The organism is Virgibacillus sediminis (genome assembly GCF_042643265.1).
Taxonomy (GTDB): Bacteria; Bacillota; Bacilli; order Bacillales; family Amphibacillaceae; genus Virgibacillus_O; species Virgibacillus_O sediminis.
The window spans coordinates 55,413-74,414 of the sequence record NZ_JBHRRZ010000001.1; the positions used below are offsets into that span (position 1 = coordinate 55,413).

Genomic DNA, 19,002 nt, shown 5'->3' on the forward strand with positions numbered 1-19,002 from the left:
TTCAGTGATAGACCTTATTGGAAAAGAGAAATTGACGAATCGAGTGCGTGGTTTTCAGAGTGGTGTCTTTGGAAGAGTTAGCGTTAATCAATTAATCTCTCACTATGATCGGAAGCATGTCATCATCGATGAGTCTGTGATGTTAATCCGTTTAACTAAAGCTTTTCGTTATGATTTAACAGACATTGAATTATATGACACAGTCAGGGGGGCATGGCGAATCGGGGATAATAGGGAAAAAGTAGATTATGCATTTGCAGTATTTGATGGCATTGTGCACGAAGTATATAAAGTGGAAGGCTGGTTTAAGGCAGGAAGTACCTTCAATACAAGAGGGAGGCTCGATAACGAATCCCGGTGGGAGTTCGTCGGTCGTATTGCAGACGATACCATGAGATCCAAATATCTGAGGAAATCGGTTGAACACTATCTGACAAGAGGTGCACAGAACCCGATTAAATACGTGAATGTATTGGACAAGTCTGTTTGAATTTCTATTGCTTTATAACATCTTGTTTGAACAGATTGTACCTTAATTGTCCTGAGGTTGATGAGGAAAGAGGGCGGGTTCGGATAGAAGCAAGTAGCGACATAAATTTTTGAAAGGTAAGGGCGTTGATCTATTTGGAAAATCTTCAGAGGAAACAGCTTTGAAAGTCTATAATCGATTTGATTTGATCTAAAAATACACCTGGCCCCGTTGGATTTTCCGAGACCAGGTGTATTAGATTAGTGTTTGTCCTCTTCAAATAAAGCTCATCCATAATTAAATCTCCCTGCCCCAAGCCTTCTAAGTAACCCTCATAAGTGAGTATTTTCACCTTCAATCGGTTCATTTCATAATCAAGATCTCCAAAATACATATGCATTTCTTTCAACACTTGTTTCAACTCTTCGTTTTACTCTTGCTTAACTAAAACCTCTTGCCACTTGTCCAATTTTCGCATAGTAGTATTCATTTAATTTCGCCTCCTTATTCTATAATCGTTAGTAAGGGGGCTTTTGGTGTCATGGTTGGTCTGAAATCACTCATTAAAGATGTGTTTGAGGATTTTGGTTTAATTATTTCAGGTTGGTCTGCCACGTGGGATTCAGGAATTAGGGACCTCATGTATAGCGTACAATCCAGAAGGTATAGTTGGTATTGGAATGCTCTTTACGATAACATCTCTCCTGAGGCAAAAGAATTATTAGAGTTCAGAGATGGAACATTAATCCCCGGGGATACAGCAGATTCATTCTTTAGCCAAATTAAAGAAAATGTAGAAGCCATCGAAATGCAGAGATTTCAACATACTGATGAAGCCGAAGTTATAGTAAATAAGACTAAAAAGTACATTAAATCCAATAATTATGTGGACCTTAATGATCTTCTCATAAAAGAAACAAACAAAACAATAGAATTTATTAAGAAGATTGAAGCTAGCTCTGAAGTAGATGATTATCATGAATTTATTACCGAAATTATTACCTTTACTACTCCATTAGGACGTGTTATATCCTTAATTTCATACTATGGGGAAGGAAATTTCCATAGTGATTTAATTATTAAAACTTTCGAACGTCTATCTCAAGAATTTATAACAAGTGGACTAGAACAAAAAATAAAGCTCCAGCATTTACCTCTTACTCTTGTTTTTTATGCTGCTGGTCTCTCTTATTTTTCAAGAGAAAGATTTAGAGATTTAAATAATATATTCTATAAGCCATCTAGCGAAGAAAGAATGCTAAAAGAACGCGGGATTCCATTATTTGAACAACTTTGCCTGTCGAGAATATTGAGGGATTTAGATAGGTTAATTTCCTCTTATGAAAGACATTTTGCACCCCAGTCTAAATTTTTAAGCCTTAATATATATGAGATGTTCGTCGATGTTTTTCCAACTGAAGCTGAGTATCAAAAAAACTTTGACTTATTTGAACTGACACTTGGGCTTAAAATTGAACAACAGGGTCAATTAGTAAATTATATCGGTATGTTCCACTTTAAGATGGATAAATCGACCCTATTTAACTTTTTTAGCAAGGGGAAAGCGATGGGAAATCAGTGGGATTACCTACAGTTATTTCAAGGGGAGGAAGAACTAACATCATTACTGCACTCTTATAGTGAAACTTTCAATAAATACGGTGTTTTGGCAGGGGGAAATAGAACTGACTATACGCAACTTTATAAATAGTGCTTACAAAAGGCCGCTTTTTTACATTAAAGATTCTAATTTCAATAACGGTTTTTAACTATGAAGGTTAGTAAATAGAAATAATTTCAAATTCAAGTCTTCTATAATCGGGCGCTATCCTTGAATAGGAATCTGCGCCCTTTTTTATTTTTATCGTCCCTGATAGTTTGGGGTTCGATGGTTTCGTTGTCTTCTCATTTTTCTTTGCCGTAAAATGTTTTTCATTTCTTTAAAGCTTACAAATTTCTTGTTGGCTTCATCATACACCCGGAAACGAATCGATTCCAGACTGGAAGCCAGTGTGATGGTTGTCGCCTGTTGAAGTGGGGTTACATTATTATGGGTTTTTTCTAGGTTGTAATTAGGAACTCTTGGACTGAGATGATGCACGTGATGGAAACCAATGTTGCCGGTAATCCACTGCATGACCTTCGGAAGCTTGTAATAGGAACTTCCGTCGACGGCGGCCTTGACAAAATCCCATTCCTCTTCATTTTCAAAGTAGGAATCTTCAAACTGGTGCTGGACATAGAACAACCAAATGCCGATGGCTCCTGATAGGAACAGAATGGGAATCTGTACAATCAGAAAGGCCTGCCAACCGATGATCAATATTAACAGCGCGTAGATAACTGCAATGGAAGTGTTGATGAAATACGTGTTCATTCTCTCTTTTCGTTTAGCCCCTTTTTTATTAAACCGATTGTCTACAAGGAAAAGGAAAAATGGACCTAATCCGAACAATACAATGGGGTTACGATACAGCCTATACGTTAATCGGGTCCAAAAAGAAGCGTGAATATATTCATCCACCGTCATCATCCATATATCTCCGGTGCCTCGTTTATCTAAATTGCTGTTTGTCGCATGGTGCATCGTGTGGCTACGTTTCCATTTTGCAAAAGCAAAATGGGTGATAATGCCGGTAAACGTACCAACCACTCGATTCGCTTGACTGCTTTTGAAAAATGACCCGTGGGTGCAGTCATGGAAAATGATAAAGATGCGAACGACAAAACCGGCGGCAATCACTGTTAATGCAAGGGTCAACCAAATGGATACCGATAAACTTTGGTATGCGAGGAACCAAAACAAGAAAAACGGTAAAACACTATTGATTAACTGTGCGACCCCTACTTTTGTATCTGATTTTGCAAATGGTGCCACCCTTTTCTTTAGCTCTGCCTGTTGTTGTTTGCTCATAACCTTCTCCCTTCTAAACATGCATCTGACTCGGCGTAACAGCCAATTGATCACAATGTTTGCATTTTCTTCCACTAATCGATTGACATAATTTTCATCTTGAGAACTTACTCGTTGCGTAAGTGGAGTTGTGTGAAAATCGCAAACGTCCCCGACATAAGAGGATCGATGAACCACTTGTGTTGTGGTATCTATCAGATATTTCATAGCGCTTTACCCTCTGAGGCCATAAAGAAAACGTTTAAAAGGTTAAAAAAGCCGAAAAAGGTCTTTTGATGACCACTTCCGGCTTATGTCCGGCTCTATTGTCCGATTCATTTCCACCTTCATGGTTATTCGATTGTATAATTTAAGATGACACAGTGTTTCTCCCGTTTACATTAATCTACAAAACTATCAATGACGAACGTCAGAAATGGCGTTGCAGTCAACTGGAAAACCCAAAAACCTTATCGAGGTATTAATACGATGCTCTTGGATGATGGAGAGTATGCAACCTTTAAACAGATTAAGGAAGCTGGCGGCAAGGTAAAAAAGGGGTCTAAAAGTCATATTGTCGTATTCTGGAAAATGATTGAAGTGGAAGTGGAAGATCAGGAGGGGGAGGAAGAAAAAAAGAAAGTGCCTCTGATGCGGATGCGGTACTATAGAGTTTTTAAGATTGGTGAACAAACCGAAGGCATTGATCCAAAGCAGGAACTGGAAAAATTCGACCATGACCCTATTGAAGAAGCTGAAAAATCAAAGAAAATTATTTCAATGCTCCTTCCTTCAGCTATAAATCAGGTGGTGCCTGGTACAAACCCTTTGAAGATCATATAAATGTACCCCCTAAAGAAGATTTTATAAACATCCATGAATATTACAGTACGCTCTTCCATGAGATGGTCCACAGCACCGGACACAAAGACCGATTGCATAGAAAAGAAGTCATGCAAGCAAACACACATAAAAGCAGAGATTACAGCAAAGAAGAATTGGTGGCCGAGCTTGGAGCTTCCATGTTATGCGGTATTTGTGGTATTGATAATGAAACAATAGATAATTCAGCTAGTTATATAGATTCATGGTTATGAGCTTTAAAGAATGATAAGACATTGATTGTATCCTTACGGGCGGCATGATGTAAATCACCCCCAGGTCATCACCCTGTTTTTAAAAGAGAAACATTATAATTACCACTAACCATCGCCTCTTGGCGCAAGGCTTTCACCTCCAGTGCTACATTTTTTCATTGCATTCTCTTCCTGTCGTTTGGCGATATAGTCCATTTCAGCTAGATTTGCTTCTTCTGATGAATCCTCTTTGCGCCAACCATCGGCTGCTTCCTCTTTAATTCGTTGAGGCAATTCTTTCGTTAAAATCCGATCCAATAGCGAACCTAGGTTGTGGACGAGATGGAACCGGTCACTAACTTGTACAATCGATGGGTTCGCTCGCTCTATACCATTCCGGAAAGTACGGGAGCGGTCACGCGTGACCAGTTGGATATTAGGACGCTTCTCAAACCACTCTAGCACTGTCTCTTCTTTCCGATCCTCCAGTAGATCTATAGGTTCATGTGTAGCCAAATCACAAAAAAGTGTGCCATATTGATGGCCTTTCCGTAAGGCAAAATCATCCAATCCCACGAAAGGGAGGCGCTTTGTCTTTCTTCGGTAGGATTCCAACCAAGAAAACCGTTCAGTAAAAATTTTGGCAGGAAACTGCCCCCATGTCATCTGGAACTTAGCTGCATCCTAAAATAAATATCAGTGTACTAATTTCTTGGATATCTAAATAGAAAAGTGTCGCTACTGCAGTTAAACAAATAGCACTTCCTGCAGAACCTAAAAGGAGCAAGAACTTCTTTTTGTATCAACAAATTTTGTTGCTAAGGATGCAGCAATAACACCTATAGCACCAACAAAAATAGTTTGAAATAGTGATGTTGACTGATCAGCACCCAGGTTTTCATTAAAGAAATGTTTCTGTCCCTACTTTTATTATATCCCTCATGAATTCTGTGAATTTTCTTTCGTTTATATGTAATAAACATGGTATACCATAAAAAAATTACACCCATCTATAATTTTTAGAATATCCAAACTAATAGGTGTTTATTAAACTAAAATAGAAAGATTTTTCACTAGTTATGAAAGCGTTTTAAAGCGCAAAGGTTTTATGGTGTTACCAATAATATTAAGGAGGAGAAATTATGCAGAGAAATGGAAAAGTTAAACTTCCAAAAGGGAAAAAGGTGGCAGTAAATATTGGTTGTGATTTTGATGCGCAGTCTATTTGGGACGGTTCTTTCAACTTAACTTCACCAGCATATATGGCTCGCGGTGAGTTTGGAGCTGAAGTTGCGGCACCAAGGTTACTTAAGTTATTTAATCAATATGGTATAAAAACTACTTGGTGTATTCCTGGTCATACAGTAGATACATTCACTGATATATGTAAGGAAATCGTTGCTCAAGGACATGAAGTTGCTCATCACGGTTACGTGCATGAAAACCCAACAACTAAAACTTATGAGGAAGAAGACAAGGTCATACAAATGGGCCTGGAATCTCTTGCGAAAATAGGTGTAACTCCTCGGGGTTATAGATCTCCCTACTGGGACTTCAGTCCAAATACGTTTGAAATTCTTGAAAAACACGGATTCAAATATGATAGTAGTTTGATGGGAAATGATTTCCACCCTTATTACCCTCGACCAGTAGAAGTTAATTCAGATAGAGCTAATGTCTTCGACCAAGAAACTAGTTTACTAGAGATTCCAGTATCCTGGTATTTAGATGATTTCCCAGCAGCTGAATATATCAATGGCGCGCAAGAGGGGATGAATTCAGTAAATGATATTTATGATCGATGGGTCTCTATTTTTGATTACGCTTGTGACAATGAAGAAGGAGCTTGCTATACATTGACCATCCATCCTCAAACGAGTGGACGGGCACATATGGTTCAAATGCTAGAAAAGTTAATACAGCATATGGAATCCCGGGGTGCATGGTTTGCTACATTGGGTGAAATCTATGACAATTTCGAGGAAACAAAAGAGGATAAAACACTTATTTCATCAACGCATAAAGGTTAATCTTGATGCTTCCATATTAAAATAAGGAGGGAAATAAAATGAGAGAAGTAAAAATAACAGCTTGTCAATTTCGTGTAGAAAAAGCCGCTTCTTTCGAAGTTTTTAAGAATCAGGTAGAAGAATTAATTAACCAAGTTCCCGAAGACTCAGATTATGTTATCTTCCCTGAACTTTTTACTGTCGGATTATTAGGCAGCTTTCCGGATCAAGATAATTTGACTGCTGCTGACTTAATTAAAATTGATGAATACACGTCTCAATATAAAGAATACTTCAGTCAACTGGCAAAGAAACGAGAACAAATAATTATTGCGGGATCACACTTGGAGCGGCGTGAGGATAAATACTTTAACATTGCTTATATCTTCGATAAAAACGGATCCTATGTCGAGCATAAGAAAACACATATTTTCCCTGCCGAAGCCAATTGGCAAACTTCTGAAGGAGACGAACTGGAAGTATTTTCGATAGGTCCGGCAAAAATAGGTTTAGCAGTTTGCTATGAAGCCGAAATTCCAGAAGTTTCGAGAATACTGAGTAAAAAAGGAGCCGAAATTATTTTTAGTCCCTCTTACACATTCACGGAAGCTGGATTTTGGCGTGTACGTCACTGTGCTCAAGCGCGTGCTATTGAAAATCAAGTGTATTTTGTTCATTGCCCTACCGTTGGTGAACCTGGGGATCCTCTCCCGAACGGATATGGGCGTTCATCGATTCTCAGTCCATGCGACCATGCTTGGACAGCTAATGGTATTGTTGCAGAATCAGAAACAAATACGAACACCCTAGTAACTGGAGTTGTAGATATAGATGACATCTATGAAAACAGGGAGAACGGTGCAGCAACTACCTTTGTCGATCGAACGCGTCGCGAAGATGTTTATGCGAAGTATGAACCTTTCAACTCTATGAATAATCCTAGTGTGTCACCAAAGTAATTTGTGAGAAGTGCAAAATAAGGAATGAGACAGTATTCACATTAGTGTTTATGATATGAGGTAACTTTCCTTATGAGTAATTTGGAGTTACCTCATACATAAAACCAAAGGTGTCGAATTTGGCAATTTATTATAGAAACATTTTAAAACTAATAATTACTCAAAGAGAGTGAGGAGTTTTATGGGAAAGTTAGAAGGGCAAGTGGCTTTTGTTACAGGAGCAGCTAGAGGGCAAGGTAGACAATTTGCATTGGCTTTAGCAAGAGAAGGAGCGGATGTTGCTGTTCTGGATCTGGATGCTCAGATAAAGACGGTAGATTACGAACTTCCGGAAGGGAGCGACTTGGACAAAGTTGCCGCGGAAATAGAGCAACTGGACCGACGTTCCCTTGCCATAGCAGGTAATGTGACGAAAGAGGAAGACATATCTCGGGCGGTTGATACGATTATTGAGAGGTTTGGTCATATTGATATCGTAGTTCCGAACGCGGGGATTGTATCTTATGGCCAAGTGTGGGAACTAGACGAGAAGACTTTCGATCAAATGATTGATGTAAATTTGAAAGGAACCTGGCTTACGTGTAAATACGTGGCGCCACACATGATTGAAAGAAAGAAAGGCAAGATTGTTTGTATATCTTCGATTTATGGAGTTCATTCAGCACCATTGGTTAGTCATTACAGTGCTTCTAAACATGGGGTGCTGGGGCTTGTACGTTCCATGGCGATTGAATTAGGAGAATACAACATAAACGTGAATGCTATTTGTCCAACCGCCATAGATACACCAATGATGAACAATCAAGCGACCTTTGATCGAATGGCGGGAGGGAAGGCAGGAGGAACCAGAGATCACGCTAATAAAGAATTTGAAAAACGTCAGCTTCTACCTGACATTGGATATCTTCCTGATGATGCCTGTGTTGGATCATTACTCTTTTTAGCTTCAGAGGATTCTAAATATGTTACAGGTATCCCTATCCCAGTGGATGCTGGTTTCCTGACTTCTTAACGTCTGGTACGACTACTCAGAGGGTGCATGTGATGAAGAAAATGATCTGTTATTCAACTAATGATAACGGTATTGTATGGGAGGTCGATCCATGGAGCGAAATCGCATAAGAATCGGGGATCCAGGTCCAGCTCTAACTTTTATTTTTACAATGCTTACGATGTGTATATGGGGTGTATACGCTGGGATTTATACCGGACCTACTAGTCTAGCCGTAGGGTTGGTCCAATTAGCCTGTTTCCTTCCCTATTTAATTTGTTCTATATTGTTTTATTTGCGTGAGGACACTATGATGGGATCGATATGTTTAATATTTGCAGTTTTGTTTGGTGGGGTTGGAGGTTTTTTAAGTATAGCTGAAGGGTTGTCTCACCTTTACGGATTTGAAATGAGTTCTCAACTCAGTGCCATTCCATTTTTTTGGGGGGCAGTATCCTTGCTTCCACTCTTGCTATCCATTCGAAAAACCGCAAGCGCTATTTCGTTTTTATGCTTTTCAGGTGTTGTGGTTTTTTTGACACTTATAACGTTAGTGTCCTTTGGAATCTTATCAGAAGCGGCTAATGTGGCAATCAAATGGATATGTTTGTTTGTTGCTGTTAGTGGATTATATACATTTGTCAACTCATTACTGCGAATTGGTGGATCCAGAACAATGCCCGAAGGGAAGCCATTATTTAAAGAAAAATTAGAGCCAATCCACAAAACTTTTGATGCACGATAAAAAACAGGGGCAAGCGGATGGCGGATGATAAAACAGATTTGAGGAGCTATTTATTCAGGAATGGAGGGGGCACCATGAACAGATTGTCAGAGAAAGTAGTCATAATAACTGGTGCAGCTAGTGGCATGGGAGAAACGCATGCAAATTTATTTGTAAAAGAAGGAGCAAAAGTCGTACTAACTGATATCAATGAAGAACAAGGCCGAAGAGTAGCAGAGAAACTTGGAGAGAATGCACTTTTTGTCAAACACGATGTAGCTGATAAAGAAGATTGGAATGTTGTAGTAGAGAAGGCGGAAAAAGCCTTTGGACCAATCACAGGACTTGTGAATAATGCTGGAATAGTTGGGTCGAATGATACACCCTTGGAAGACTTGGAGGATGAGGATTTTTATAAGGTTGTTGCTATTAATCAGTATAGTGTTTTTAAAGGAATGCAAACGGTAGTTAAATCTATGAAAAAAAATAACGGTGGATCGATTGTAAATATTTCCTCTACTGCAGGTTTAGTTGGATCTGTGAATGTCGCTCCGTATGTGACAACGAAATTTGCGGTCACAGGCATAACTAAAGCTGCTGCACTAGAATTTGCTGACTACAATATAAGGGTTAATTCGGTTCACCCTGGGGGAATTAACACGAACATAGAGGTGTTTGATGCTGTGAAAAAGGCTACTCCGTTAGGACGTATTGCAGAGCCTGAAGAAGTATCGTATTTAGTTTTATATTTGATCTCAGATGAATCAACATTTTCAACTGGTTCGGAATTTATTGTGGACGGCGGATTCACTGCTCAATAACTTCAAATATACAAGTGTTGTTATTTAAGAGAACGTGGTGTGGAATAACTAGAGATTTAGATAGTAGCTAAATAAAATGAAGGCGTTTTGATTAAAATTTTTTTCAAAACGCCTTCATTTTATTTCATAGAGTGAACGATTGCTCAGGATTGATATAATAACGTATTATTTAGATAGATGGAAGCGTTTAATGAAAGGGTGATGAAGCTGTTTATTAGTATAAAATATAAATATATTATTCTTTATTTTTTTATGACTATCATTCCTCTTATTATACTCATTGTATTAATTTTTCAAGTGGCATCTTATAGGTTCCACAATAATATTGTGGATTCAAACTTGCAGTTATTAGAACTGGTTAGTAATTCAAATACATATGGAGAAGAATATGAAACAGACCGGAGTACTAAAGAGTTATTTGCATTATTAATAGAGGGGGTTGAACTGAATGGGCAGGTTTTTTCTGTCATAGATGATGAAGGAAGAAAAGTATTTTCTACAGAAAATCACAGTATTAATGCAAAGACACTAATGGAGAACATCCAAGAAAGAAAAGTTACGTCAGAAAATAAAGGGTCAGTTCCATTATCTAACAATGATAAATACGCCTCTGTTTCTTATTATCAAGATAGCAGTTTGGATTATTACTATATTCTCTTTACACCAAAAGAAAACAAAAATGTATTTCTGACTAAAGAATTGATTATAATTTTAATCGCTGTAGGAGTCATTAGTGTTTTTTCCATTATTATGATTTCCTTTCATTTAACTAGACCAATTAGAAGGCTTTCGAAGGATATGACCAAAAAAAATATTTCTTTCTCTGATGAAGTAATTATGAAAGATGAAATCTGGGCAATTTCGATTCAATTAAATAAAGTATTTCATGAATTGAAAGAGCAAATCGATAAGGGGTATCAGCTTGAAATAAGAAAAAATAAAGCCCAATTTCTTGCTTTGCAATCACAAATAAATCCTCATTTTCTCTATAACACCTTAGGAACAATTAATTCAATTGCGCTTGTGGAAAATGTCCCACTTATCGCTAAGATAACAAAGTCGTTATCCGAAATGTTTCGCTATAATTCATTGCAGGATAAGGAAAGTGTGCTATTAAAAGAAGAATTATCACATATACAAAATTATTTGCAAGTGCAACTCATCAGATTTGATGGAATGATCAAGGAAGAGACGAAAATAGAGAAAGCGATTTTAGAGTGTAAAACAATTAAGTTTATGCTTCAGCCAATAATTGAGAATTGTTTTGAGCATGCTTTCAAAGATATAGAAGGGCAAGGAGTGATTAGAATAGTAGGGTATAGGAAAGGGGAGACCGTAATAATTACCGTGGAAGACAATGGTCCAGGGATCAAGACAGAACGGTTGAACGAAATGAATGAATTATTTAAAGAAGCTTCCCCTTCTATAGAAAAAGAACAAAGCAATGGTATCGGGCTTTTAAATATAAACACTCGAATTAAATTGGCGTTCGGGGAAGAATACGGACTGTCGTTTCATTCGCTTCAACCCAGAGGCCTTCGTGTAAAGATTACCTTACCTTTTGTAAGAGAGGATGGGGATTTAAATGTTACGACTTATGATAATTGAAGATGAATTATGGATGAGAAGAGGATTAGAAAAAATCTTAGATTGGAATCAATTAAATATACAACTCGTTTCGAGTGCAAGAAGTGGACAAGAGGCTTTGGAGTTAATGGAGGAAAGCGCGCCAGATATCATTATAACTGATATAAAAATGCCTAAAATAGATGGGTTTGGCATGTTGAATAAAATTTCAGAAGTTCTTGAACAGTTACCGAAAATTATAATTATATCGGGGTACGACGATTTTAATTATGCAAAAAAAGCAATACGACATGGGGTAGTTGATTACATGTTGAAGCCAGTCGATCCAGAGGAATTAAAAGAAACAATTATTAGAAGCAAAGACTTGATTAGACGTGAAGAAGAAGAGTCGCAAAAATTAACCAATTTAGAACTGAAAAATGCTGTTCACGAGATTCTGGCTTTTCATTCAAATTATTCTAATTCTGAGTCACTTCCCTCTCCCTTTTATTTTCATGTGATTTTTTCATCAGAACCACTTCATGAGTCTCTTGAAAAAATAAATAACAAAAAAATGTATTATGTATCCTTGGTTATTGGCGGACATTATTTGACTATGATGGGGTTTATCCAAAAAGACGCTTTGTCTTCTTATAGGGAAAATCATTTAGCAAAAATACAAAAGCACCAAGCTGTTGGTGTTAGTGATATGAAATCAAACATCAATGACAACTTTTTAGTTGCCTATAAAGAAGCGGAACAAGCGTTTCAAGCGACTTATTACCAAAATATGGAGTATCATAATGTAAGAGAACTAACAACCATCCTTTCGAGGGAAGAAGAAACAAACATTTTAACATCTCTTCAAAAGGGGGATAAAAGAACAGTTGATAGAGTCATCGATAATCTATTAAAAAAACATGAGCAATTAGAACAAAAATGTATTATTCTGTTTCAGCTATATCTGCTCTTATCTAGATATTTAACACCTGAGCAAATATCATCATCAAATCAGAGTATGTTTTTCTATAAATTAAGATATGTTTATACGTTAGAAGATCTCAACGATGTCTATTCAACAGCAGTTGATCCTCTTATAAAGAAACTTATACAAAACTTCAAACCATCAAAAACAAGTTATATCGTAAAGGCGAAAGAATATATTGGAGCTCATTATAATGAGGCTGCATTGTCATTAGATCGAGTTGCAGCGCACTTGAACCTCTCACCGGCTTATTTAAGTTTTATCTTTAAAAAAGAAACAGGGATGAACTTTACCTCGCATGTGACACGGAGAAGAGTAGAAGTTGCTAAAGAGTACCTTATAAATTCACAATCTCCTATATATGAAATAAGTGACAAAGTTGGTTATAACGATACAAAATATTTTTTGAGAGTGTTTAAAAAAGAAACCGGTTTCACCCCGAATCGTTATCGAGAGCTATACAAATGAAAGGGGAGAGAAAATATGGAGAAGTCAGAGGGTTTGAAAGGATACCATCTACTTTTAGCATTTATTACTTTTTTAGGTTGGATGATCTCAGCAATGGATGCTTCGTTATTTTTCTTTTTAGGGCCTTATCTGATGGACCAATTCAATTTTGGTTTTCAAACCTTTGGTTTTATTGTAGGAGGTGGGTTCTTACTAGCAGTTATTTTCAGCTTGGTTATCGGCCCTGTGATGGATTTTGTAGGACGAAAATTAATGTTTCAATGGGTGCTTGTTTTTGTAACAATCGGCACGTTTTTAAGTGGTCTAGCTTGGGATTTTACGTCGTTGGTCGTTTTTAGGTTGATTGCTACGGGGAGTGCTTTCGCTGAATATGCAGTAGGTGCAACCATTTTAATCGAGTCCATACCAAAAAAGCACCGTGGGTGGTTAATTGGAATGATGGCATCTGGATGGCCAGCAGGGACAGCGCTTGCGGGGGGGATCACACTGTTTTCAGTTCCATCATTGGGGTGGCGAAGCTCATTTTTTATTGCTGCGATTCCAGCATTTATAATTATCGTAATCAGATTATTTGTGGAAGAGTCGGATCAATTTAAGAAAGAGCCTGAAAATCATACAGTTTCATTTGTTTTTCAAGAGAGGGTAACTTTTAGAGACTTCGTATCTACCCTTAATCATACATTCCATTCCCTTTATAAAAAGCTCTTAAGTGGGACCAATTTATATAATAGTGCACTCGTTTGGATATATATCAACTCATCTGTATTCTCCTATAGTTTGTTACTATGGTTTGCACCTTACTGGATGCAAGATGCTTTTGGTCTTGGGTTGACTCAAATAATATATTTTACCATTGTGGGGAGTGTAATTAGTATTTTTGGTTACATTTGCTGTGGATGGCTCGGAGATTACATCGGAATCCGTAAAACCAACTTTATTTTTATCTTAGTAGCCATTTCACTGATAATTTGGATGAATCATTTTTCTGAGGAACTTTTTTCTTTTCTAGTGGGATACTTTTTATGGAACTTTTTTGGAGCTGGGATATGGGGGATTATCCCAAGGCTATTTACAGAAAAATTCCATACTAATATACGCGGTACGGCAGCTTCTATAAACTCAGCATCTTGTTGGTTCGGGTGGGCCATTATTAGTATATTTTCACCTTTAGCACTTGAATATATAGGCTACCATATCGTAATTTATCTTTCAGTAATAATCTTTTTACCGATAGCTCTTATTACCAATTGGGTTATGACAAGAAGTCCTTCATAAGTATTACTAAAGTTACCCTGAAACTGAAAAGTTTTCAGCACAAAAAGAACCATATACGTTTTCCATGTATGGCCCTCACTATATAAGACTTATACTGTGCAACAAAGGTCTTCACTTCTATTGACTTTAAGAAATAATGTACTAAGTTAAGTTAACGAGAAGGTTTAATAATAGTAGCCCTTCTTCATTAACCAAAGAGGTAGGGCCTTTTTATTTAAATGATGTTTAAGATTGTTTTGTGTGGCCTTACGCAATCTGCTTTTTCTGTAGCAAGAAGAGTTAATCCAAGATAAAGATGTTATTTACGTTTTTGCGACAGTATACGGTGTATCAACACGGGAAAATTCCCGGGGGCAAATCGAAGAATTCACCCAAGTCACATAAAGGAAGGAATTGAGCAGCCGTATTTGTGATTAGTTATAAAAGAGGAGACTACACAATAAACAGAAAGTTTTATTCAGCAAACTGAGATACCCTCATGTTAAAGTGCGAAAAAAAGAATTTTCTTATATATGTCGTTAAATGATTTCCCGAAATGAAACTATTTTTGAACCTAGTATGTGTAGAAATGAAGGTGAAGTCATAAAAATAATATTGTGGAAATCAATAATAAACCCTATTGTGAAAGGATTTGTATATAAGGATATTATTTGCGAAAGGTTGTAAACTCATGGGCGGCATGATGTAAGTCATACAGCCAAGTTGTTCTAAAATCATCAATCCTAAGCGAGACTGTAGCATTTGATAATAATGATATATGATAGGATGAGCATCTAAATGGTTATGTTTATTCTGAAGAGGAGAAGTAGCAATTACTCACACAAAACTAGATCGTTTGAGATTCATCTAACGAGGATAAAGTTGGAATCTGGTAAAGATCCTTGAACTCATAAGGGATAACTTAATTCACCCCCAGAGCACCCCCCAAAACACCCCCAAAAGTTTGATAAGCATTAAAAATAAATGAAAAAAGTCTTGCTCAAAATCCTTTTATATCAAGGTTTTTGAAGTAAATTGAAACCAATTATCCCTGTGGTACAGATTCCGGACTACTGTACACCCTTGGGAAAGAGAGCAGTATCTAACTAGTTACTAAGCCTAATATGCCGGAAATTAGGCGAAGAGGCGATAGGCAGTAGGTCAGATGAGTGCTACCGCCCTTTAAAATTCCAAAAAAATAATATTCTAAAATACTGTCCAGTAAACTGGGCAGTATTTTGTTGTTCTATTTTCTATGATACATAAGAGTAAATAAAATTGTTACCTGGTAACTGCCATGTCTTAAACGCTCTTGAATATGCAGGGGACGGTGACGACCCCAGCCGGCATGGCTTTATCATTAAGGAGACCGGTGCTATTTTTATGTCGGATGATAGACTAAATGCCTAATGCTCAGGTGTACAGGATAATTATCGACGCAGCTACTTCCATATCGGTTATCTAAGTTCGTGGCATTATGACTTCTTTTGTCGAAACTATTGCCTAAATGATGGAAAGTTGGCATAATCAATTTCGTTGAGTCTCCAAACGAAAGGCCTATTCAAGATTAATGAAAGAGGAGAAATGAATCATGGGGCAAGTGATCGAACCAGTGGAAATGGACCTGCCTGCACTACTTAAGAAAAAGAAACAGGAAATGATTCAACTTGGCTTGGCGTATGGATTGGCAAATCCGAAGACAGTCGAATGCAGCCAACAATTGGACAACCTCCTGAACCGATTCCAACACGGAGAACTTTACTGGAAACAACATATACAAAACTAGAAAAGGTAAATGACTCTGGCATCGTGCAAAACGGTGCTTATTTTTATGCTTAATTTCCACAATGAGGTGAAACACACATGCTAATGACTATAACCCTGATGGGCTTATTCTTGCCGTCAAGGGAGGCTTCCTCCTATTCCAGGGGGCTGTCATCCCTAGTCCGCTGTTTCCCCGCATCGGTGGAATGGGAAAGACATGTTCACCCACATGCTGGTGGTCGGGGTCACCCGGTCCGGGAAAACGGCCTCTTCTTGGAGCCGATGATCTACCAGTTCCTCCTGCAGAAGAGCAGGGAAAGAAACTGGGCTTATCGTTGGTGGAGCAAAAAGGGGAGTTTCGAGAAAGTGAAGGAATTCTGTGACGAAATGGAATTCCCTATATTACATTGCCCCCACCAGCCCGGACACTCATAAGTTCAATCCGATGGAAGGCAACTTGGAAGATGTGGTGGAAGGCACCGTCATTGTACTGCCCGGCTTGTTCGGGAAAGGGGAGCGGAATAATGCAAGCATACCACTTGGCAGCAGGGCAGAGGCATTTGCAGCTTTTCGGAAAAGATATGGCAGAACAGGTAATTCTTGCACAATTCTAATATACTTGATACCATGTTCCTGGCTGTTTCCAATAAAAAGCAAAAGAAATTCTAAACACTGGCCGAGAACTTACAAAAATCAGTATTGGGCAGTTTCTCTTGGTTTGATAAAACAGAGCATAAAATTCCAAGGAGCGACCTTCAAATATTCTCCCTAACCCAATTTGATCCCGGACAGGACCCATTGCTTCCGGTGATTGGCGAGATAACCTCAGATGAATGGCGGGAACTCTATCCCGATATTTCAGTTGATTCAATTAGATACCAAAATTGCCCATTATGGTGCCATTCGATAATGGACAATTAAAGGACTCTCGTCCTAATGAACGAGAGTCCTTTAATTTTATCTCTTTAATCTCCAATTTGTAACACGCGGTCTTCCTCTCTGCCATAGCCGTCTATTTCTAAACGATCCTTATAAACTTGGACAATGGAATATGAGTTGGTGTCCTTAGTCTCTACCATTCCTTTCAGTGTTACATAGTGAATGCCGTTCTTCATGGCATAGTTCCCAGCGTGATTATGTCCGTTGAAATAGGCAACTACATTTCCTGCTGCTTCTAACTCTTTTACGACTTCTTCATCATTCCATACATTGTGGTTATTTTCCGGGTATACCGGCTTATGTCCAATTACCACTACTTTTTCATTGGTTTTGGCTGAGTTGTTAAGGACCTCCCGCAACCATGATAATTGCTCATCGCTGATACCGCCATTCCACGTTTGTGCATTGATTGCATCCTCTTCAACCAAGGAATTATACATAGCTTCTGCTTGCTGATACTTTTCAGAGTCCTCTGGGTTTGCATAAAGGCTAAGATCGTTGGTATCAAGCACGACAAAACGCCAATTTTTGTATTTGAAGTCGTAGTACTGGTTCGGCATATCCAACATATCGACAACTTCATCCGTTGTCATAGCGAAGTCATGGTTACCAAGTACGTGGTATTTTTGACCATCGATCATATCATAAATTGGCAGCATGGTTGAGAAACTGGAAACATCTCGATCGATAAGATCCCCGGTTTGCACTGTAAAATCAATATTCTGCTCATTGAACGTTTGGGCTGCCTCAATCAACTTTTCCACCGAGTTCCGGTAATATCGTGTGCCGTTCACTTCACAATCACAATATTGTGCGTCCGGTACTAGCCCAAACTCGATTTTCGGCTTTTCTGCACTGTTTGCCAAAACGGAACCAGCCGGAATTAGGGCAGCAAATACCATTGCAAATAAAACAACGGTACTGCCCTCCTTAAGTTTACTCCACAGGCGTTTGCTTCTTTTCATACTAAACATGATAGTTTTCCCCTTTCCCTTGTTCGTGACAAGAAATAATTGTATGGCTCTTTCAGTATAAATAATTGATGGTCAGACAGTAATCCTATTAATAAACTGTTTACAAAAATTTAAGACATTTAATTCATGCTTATCTTAGTAAACTCATCTTTTACAGTAAGTAAACACGACCTAAACAAAATTCTATTAAACTATGGAGTAGAGTCTAGAAAAGGAGTGAGGAAATGAGTCGGAACTTTCTATTGTTAGCCATGCTAATCGTGATGACATTCTTTGGTAATCATGTAGCTGGAGCCCAAAAGGCTGATAAGCCAACGGGCAGCTCGGAAAAGTTGAAGATTATGTCTTACAACATCCACCATGCTGTAGGCGAAGATGGCAGGTTGGATTTGGAGAGAATTGCAGAGGTGATTGAAGATGCGAATGCCGATATCATCGGTCTCCAGGAGGTGGATAATCACTGGTCGTCCCGTAGTGATTTTCAAGATCAGGCAAGCTTATTAGCAGAGCGTCTTGGTATGTTCTATACATATGCAGCCAATTTGGATGTCGAGCCGGCAGAGGAAGGGGAACCACGGAGACAGTACGGGACGGCCATATTGAGTAAATATCCTATATTAAAGTCCGAAAACCATTCCCTTACAAGAGTGGGGGATACGGAGCAACGAGGACTACTGGAAGCAGTTATTAATGTGAAGGGCAGCCATGTCCACGTATTTAACACCCACTTGGCTTTGACCCCTGAAGAAAGTGAGACCCAAATCCAAGAGGTTGTAGATATTGCTGAACAGTCAAAAGGTCCAAAAGTAATCATGGGGGATTTGAACGCTGTTCCAGAAAGCGATGAAATGGTGCCAATGTATGCCCACTATAAAGATGCTTTCAATGGCCAGGACGATGCCTATACCTATTCAGCAGAAAACCCGACCAAGAGAATTGATTACATTTTCACTTCGGAGGATCTAGGGGTACAGAATAGCAGCGTCATTGATACACTGGCGTCTGACCATCTGCCGATTACAACCGAAATACTGCTGGACGGTCCCTATACTTATTATAAAGGTAATAATTAGAACCCTGCATACAACACCACAATTAAACAGATTAGAA

The 19,002-nt window shown here is 38.3% G+C and carries 19 protein-coding genes; 15 read left to right on the forward strand and 4 right to left on the reverse strand.

Going from position 1 to position 19,002, the window contains the following annotated elements; translation table 11 throughout:
* Positions 1 to 31: 31 nt before the first annotated feature.
* Entirely contained in the window at positions 32 to 490 is a 459-nt protein-coding gene (locus tag ACFODW_RS00320) for a hypothetical protein (RefSeq protein ID WP_390301186.1), read from the forward strand.
* Between the two features lie 145 nt (positions 491 to 635).
* Here the strand turns inward: ACFODW_RS00320 and ACFODW_RS00325 are convergent, their stop codons facing one another.
* Entirely contained in the window at positions 636 to 881 is a 246-nt protein-coding gene (locus tag ACFODW_RS00325) for a hypothetical protein (RefSeq protein WP_390301189.1), read from the reverse strand.
* A 129-nt stretch (positions 882 to 1,010) separates the two neighbouring features.
* Between ACFODW_RS00325 and ACFODW_RS00330 the strand changes: the two genes are divergently transcribed.
* Positions 1,011 to 2,180: a hypothetical protein gene (locus tag ACFODW_RS00330; protein WP_390301192.1), complete on the forward strand. Its 1,170-nt coding sequence runs from the start codon at positions 1,011 to 1,013 to the stop codon at positions 2,178 to 2,180.
* Positions 2,181 to 2,330: 150 nt separating this feature from the next.
* On the opposite strand, the gene ACFODW_RS00335 is transcribed toward ACFODW_RS00330, so the two are convergent.
* On the reverse strand, positions 2,331 to 3,383 hold the full coding sequence (locus tag ACFODW_RS00335) for a fatty acid desaturase (RefSeq protein WP_390301195.1): 1,053 nt from the start codon (positions 3,381 to 3,383) through the stop codon (positions 2,331 to 2,333).
* Positions 3,384 to 3,851: 468 nt separating this feature from the next.
* Between ACFODW_RS00335 and ACFODW_RS00340 the strand changes: the two genes are divergently transcribed.
* Positions 3,852 to 4,205: an ArdC-like ssDNA-binding domain-containing protein gene (locus ACFODW_RS00340; protein WP_390301198.1), complete on the forward strand. Its 354-nt coding sequence runs from the start codon at positions 3,852 to 3,854 to the stop codon at positions 4,203 to 4,205.
* The gene (locus ACFODW_RS00345; protein WP_390301533.1) at positions 4,202 to 4,459 is read left to right on the forward strand and encodes a zincin-like metallopeptidase domain-containing protein; all 258 of its coding nucleotides are present in this window, start codon (positions 4,202 to 4,204) and stop codon (positions 4,457 to 4,459) included. Before ACFODW_RS00340 ends, ACFODW_RS00345 begins: the two co-directional genes overlap by 4 nt.
* Before the next feature lie 105 nt (positions 4,460 to 4,564).
* Here ACFODW_RS00345 and ACFODW_RS00350 read toward each other — a convergent pair whose 3' ends face one another.
* Complete coding sequence (locus tag ACFODW_RS00350) at positions 4,565 to 5,104, reverse strand: transposase (protein ID WP_390301201.1); 540 nt, start codon at positions 5,102 to 5,104, stop codon at positions 4,565 to 4,567.
* 476 nt (positions 5,105 to 5,580) lie between these two features.
* Here ACFODW_RS00350 and ACFODW_RS00355 point away from each other — a divergent pair, with 476 nt between their 5' ends.
* The 10 genes from ACFODW_RS00355 to ACFODW_RS00400 all read left to right on the forward strand — a co-directional run bounded on the left by ACFODW_RS00355 (position 5,581) and on the right by ACFODW_RS00400 (position 16,414).
* Positions 5,581 to 6,468, forward strand: coding sequence for a polysaccharide deacetylase family protein (locus tag ACFODW_RS00355; protein WP_390301204.1), 888 nt, complete (start codon positions 5,581 to 5,583; stop codon positions 6,466 to 6,468).
* 38 nt (positions 6,469 to 6,506) lie between these two features.
* Positions 6,507 to 7,406, forward strand: a complete 900-nt coding sequence (locus ACFODW_RS00360) for a carbon-nitrogen hydrolase family protein (protein WP_390301207.1) — start codon at positions 6,507 to 6,509, stop codon at positions 7,404 to 7,406.
* A gap of 181 nt (positions 7,407 to 7,587) precedes the next feature.
* A complete protein-coding gene (locus ACFODW_RS00365; RefSeq protein WP_390301210.1) occupies positions 7,588 to 8,418 on the forward strand; it encodes a mycofactocin-coupled SDR family oxidoreductase in 831 nt (276 codons plus the stop codon).
* A gap of 91 nt (positions 8,419 to 8,509) precedes the next feature.
* Entirely contained in the window at positions 8,510 to 9,142 is a 633-nt protein-coding gene (locus ACFODW_RS00370; protein WP_390301213.1) for a hypothetical protein, read from the forward strand.
* A gap of 74 nt (positions 9,143 to 9,216) precedes the next feature.
* Positions 9,217 to 9,942, forward strand: coding sequence for a glucose 1-dehydrogenase (locus ACFODW_RS00375; protein ID WP_390301536.1), 726 nt, complete (start codon positions 9,217 to 9,219; stop codon positions 9,940 to 9,942).
* A 339-nt stretch (positions 9,943 to 10,281) separates the two neighbouring features.
* Entirely contained in the window at positions 10,282 to 11,550 is a 1,269-nt protein-coding gene (locus tag ACFODW_RS00380) for a sensor histidine kinase (RefSeq protein ID WP_390301216.1), read from the forward strand.
* Entirely contained in the window at positions 11,528 to 12,961 is a 1,434-nt protein-coding gene (locus tag ACFODW_RS00385; protein ID WP_390301219.1) for a response regulator transcription factor, read from the forward strand. The genes ACFODW_RS00380 and ACFODW_RS00385 overlap by 23 nt, the downstream gene beginning before the upstream one ends.
* Positions 12,962 to 12,976: 15 nt before the next feature.
* A complete protein-coding gene (locus tag ACFODW_RS00390; RefSeq protein WP_390301222.1) occupies positions 12,977 to 14,236 on the forward strand; it encodes an MFS transporter in 1,260 nt (419 codons plus the stop codon).
* Positions 14,237 to 15,806: 1,570 nt separating this feature from the next.
* Positions 15,807 to 16,001 (forward strand): aspartyl-phosphate phosphatase Spo0E family protein, encoded by a 195-nt coding sequence (locus tag ACFODW_RS00395; RefSeq protein WP_390301225.1) that lies wholly within the window; start codon positions 15,807 to 15,809, stop codon positions 15,999 to 16,001.
* Positions 16,002 to 16,078: 77 nt separating this feature from the next.
* Positions 16,079 to 16,414, forward strand: a complete 336-nt coding sequence (locus ACFODW_RS00400) for a hypothetical protein (protein WP_390301228.1) — start codon at positions 16,079 to 16,081, stop codon at positions 16,412 to 16,414.
* 530 nt (positions 16,415 to 16,944) lie between these two features.
* Here ACFODW_RS00400 and ACFODW_RS00405 read toward each other — a convergent pair.
* The gene (locus tag ACFODW_RS00405; protein ID WP_390301231.1) at positions 16,945 to 17,892 is read right to left on the reverse strand and encodes a metallophosphoesterase; all 948 of its coding nucleotides are present in this window, start codon (positions 17,890 to 17,892) and stop codon (positions 16,945 to 16,947) included.
* A gap of 224 nt (positions 17,893 to 18,116) precedes the next feature.
* Here ACFODW_RS00405 and ACFODW_RS00410 point away from each other — a divergent pair, with 224 nt between their 5' ends.
* On the forward strand, positions 18,117 to 18,965 hold the full coding sequence (locus ACFODW_RS00410) for an endonuclease/exonuclease/phosphatase family protein (RefSeq protein ID WP_390301234.1): 849 nt from the start codon (positions 18,117 to 18,119) through the stop codon (positions 18,963 to 18,965).
* The last annotated feature ends 37 nt before the right edge of the window (positions 18,966 to 19,002 follow it).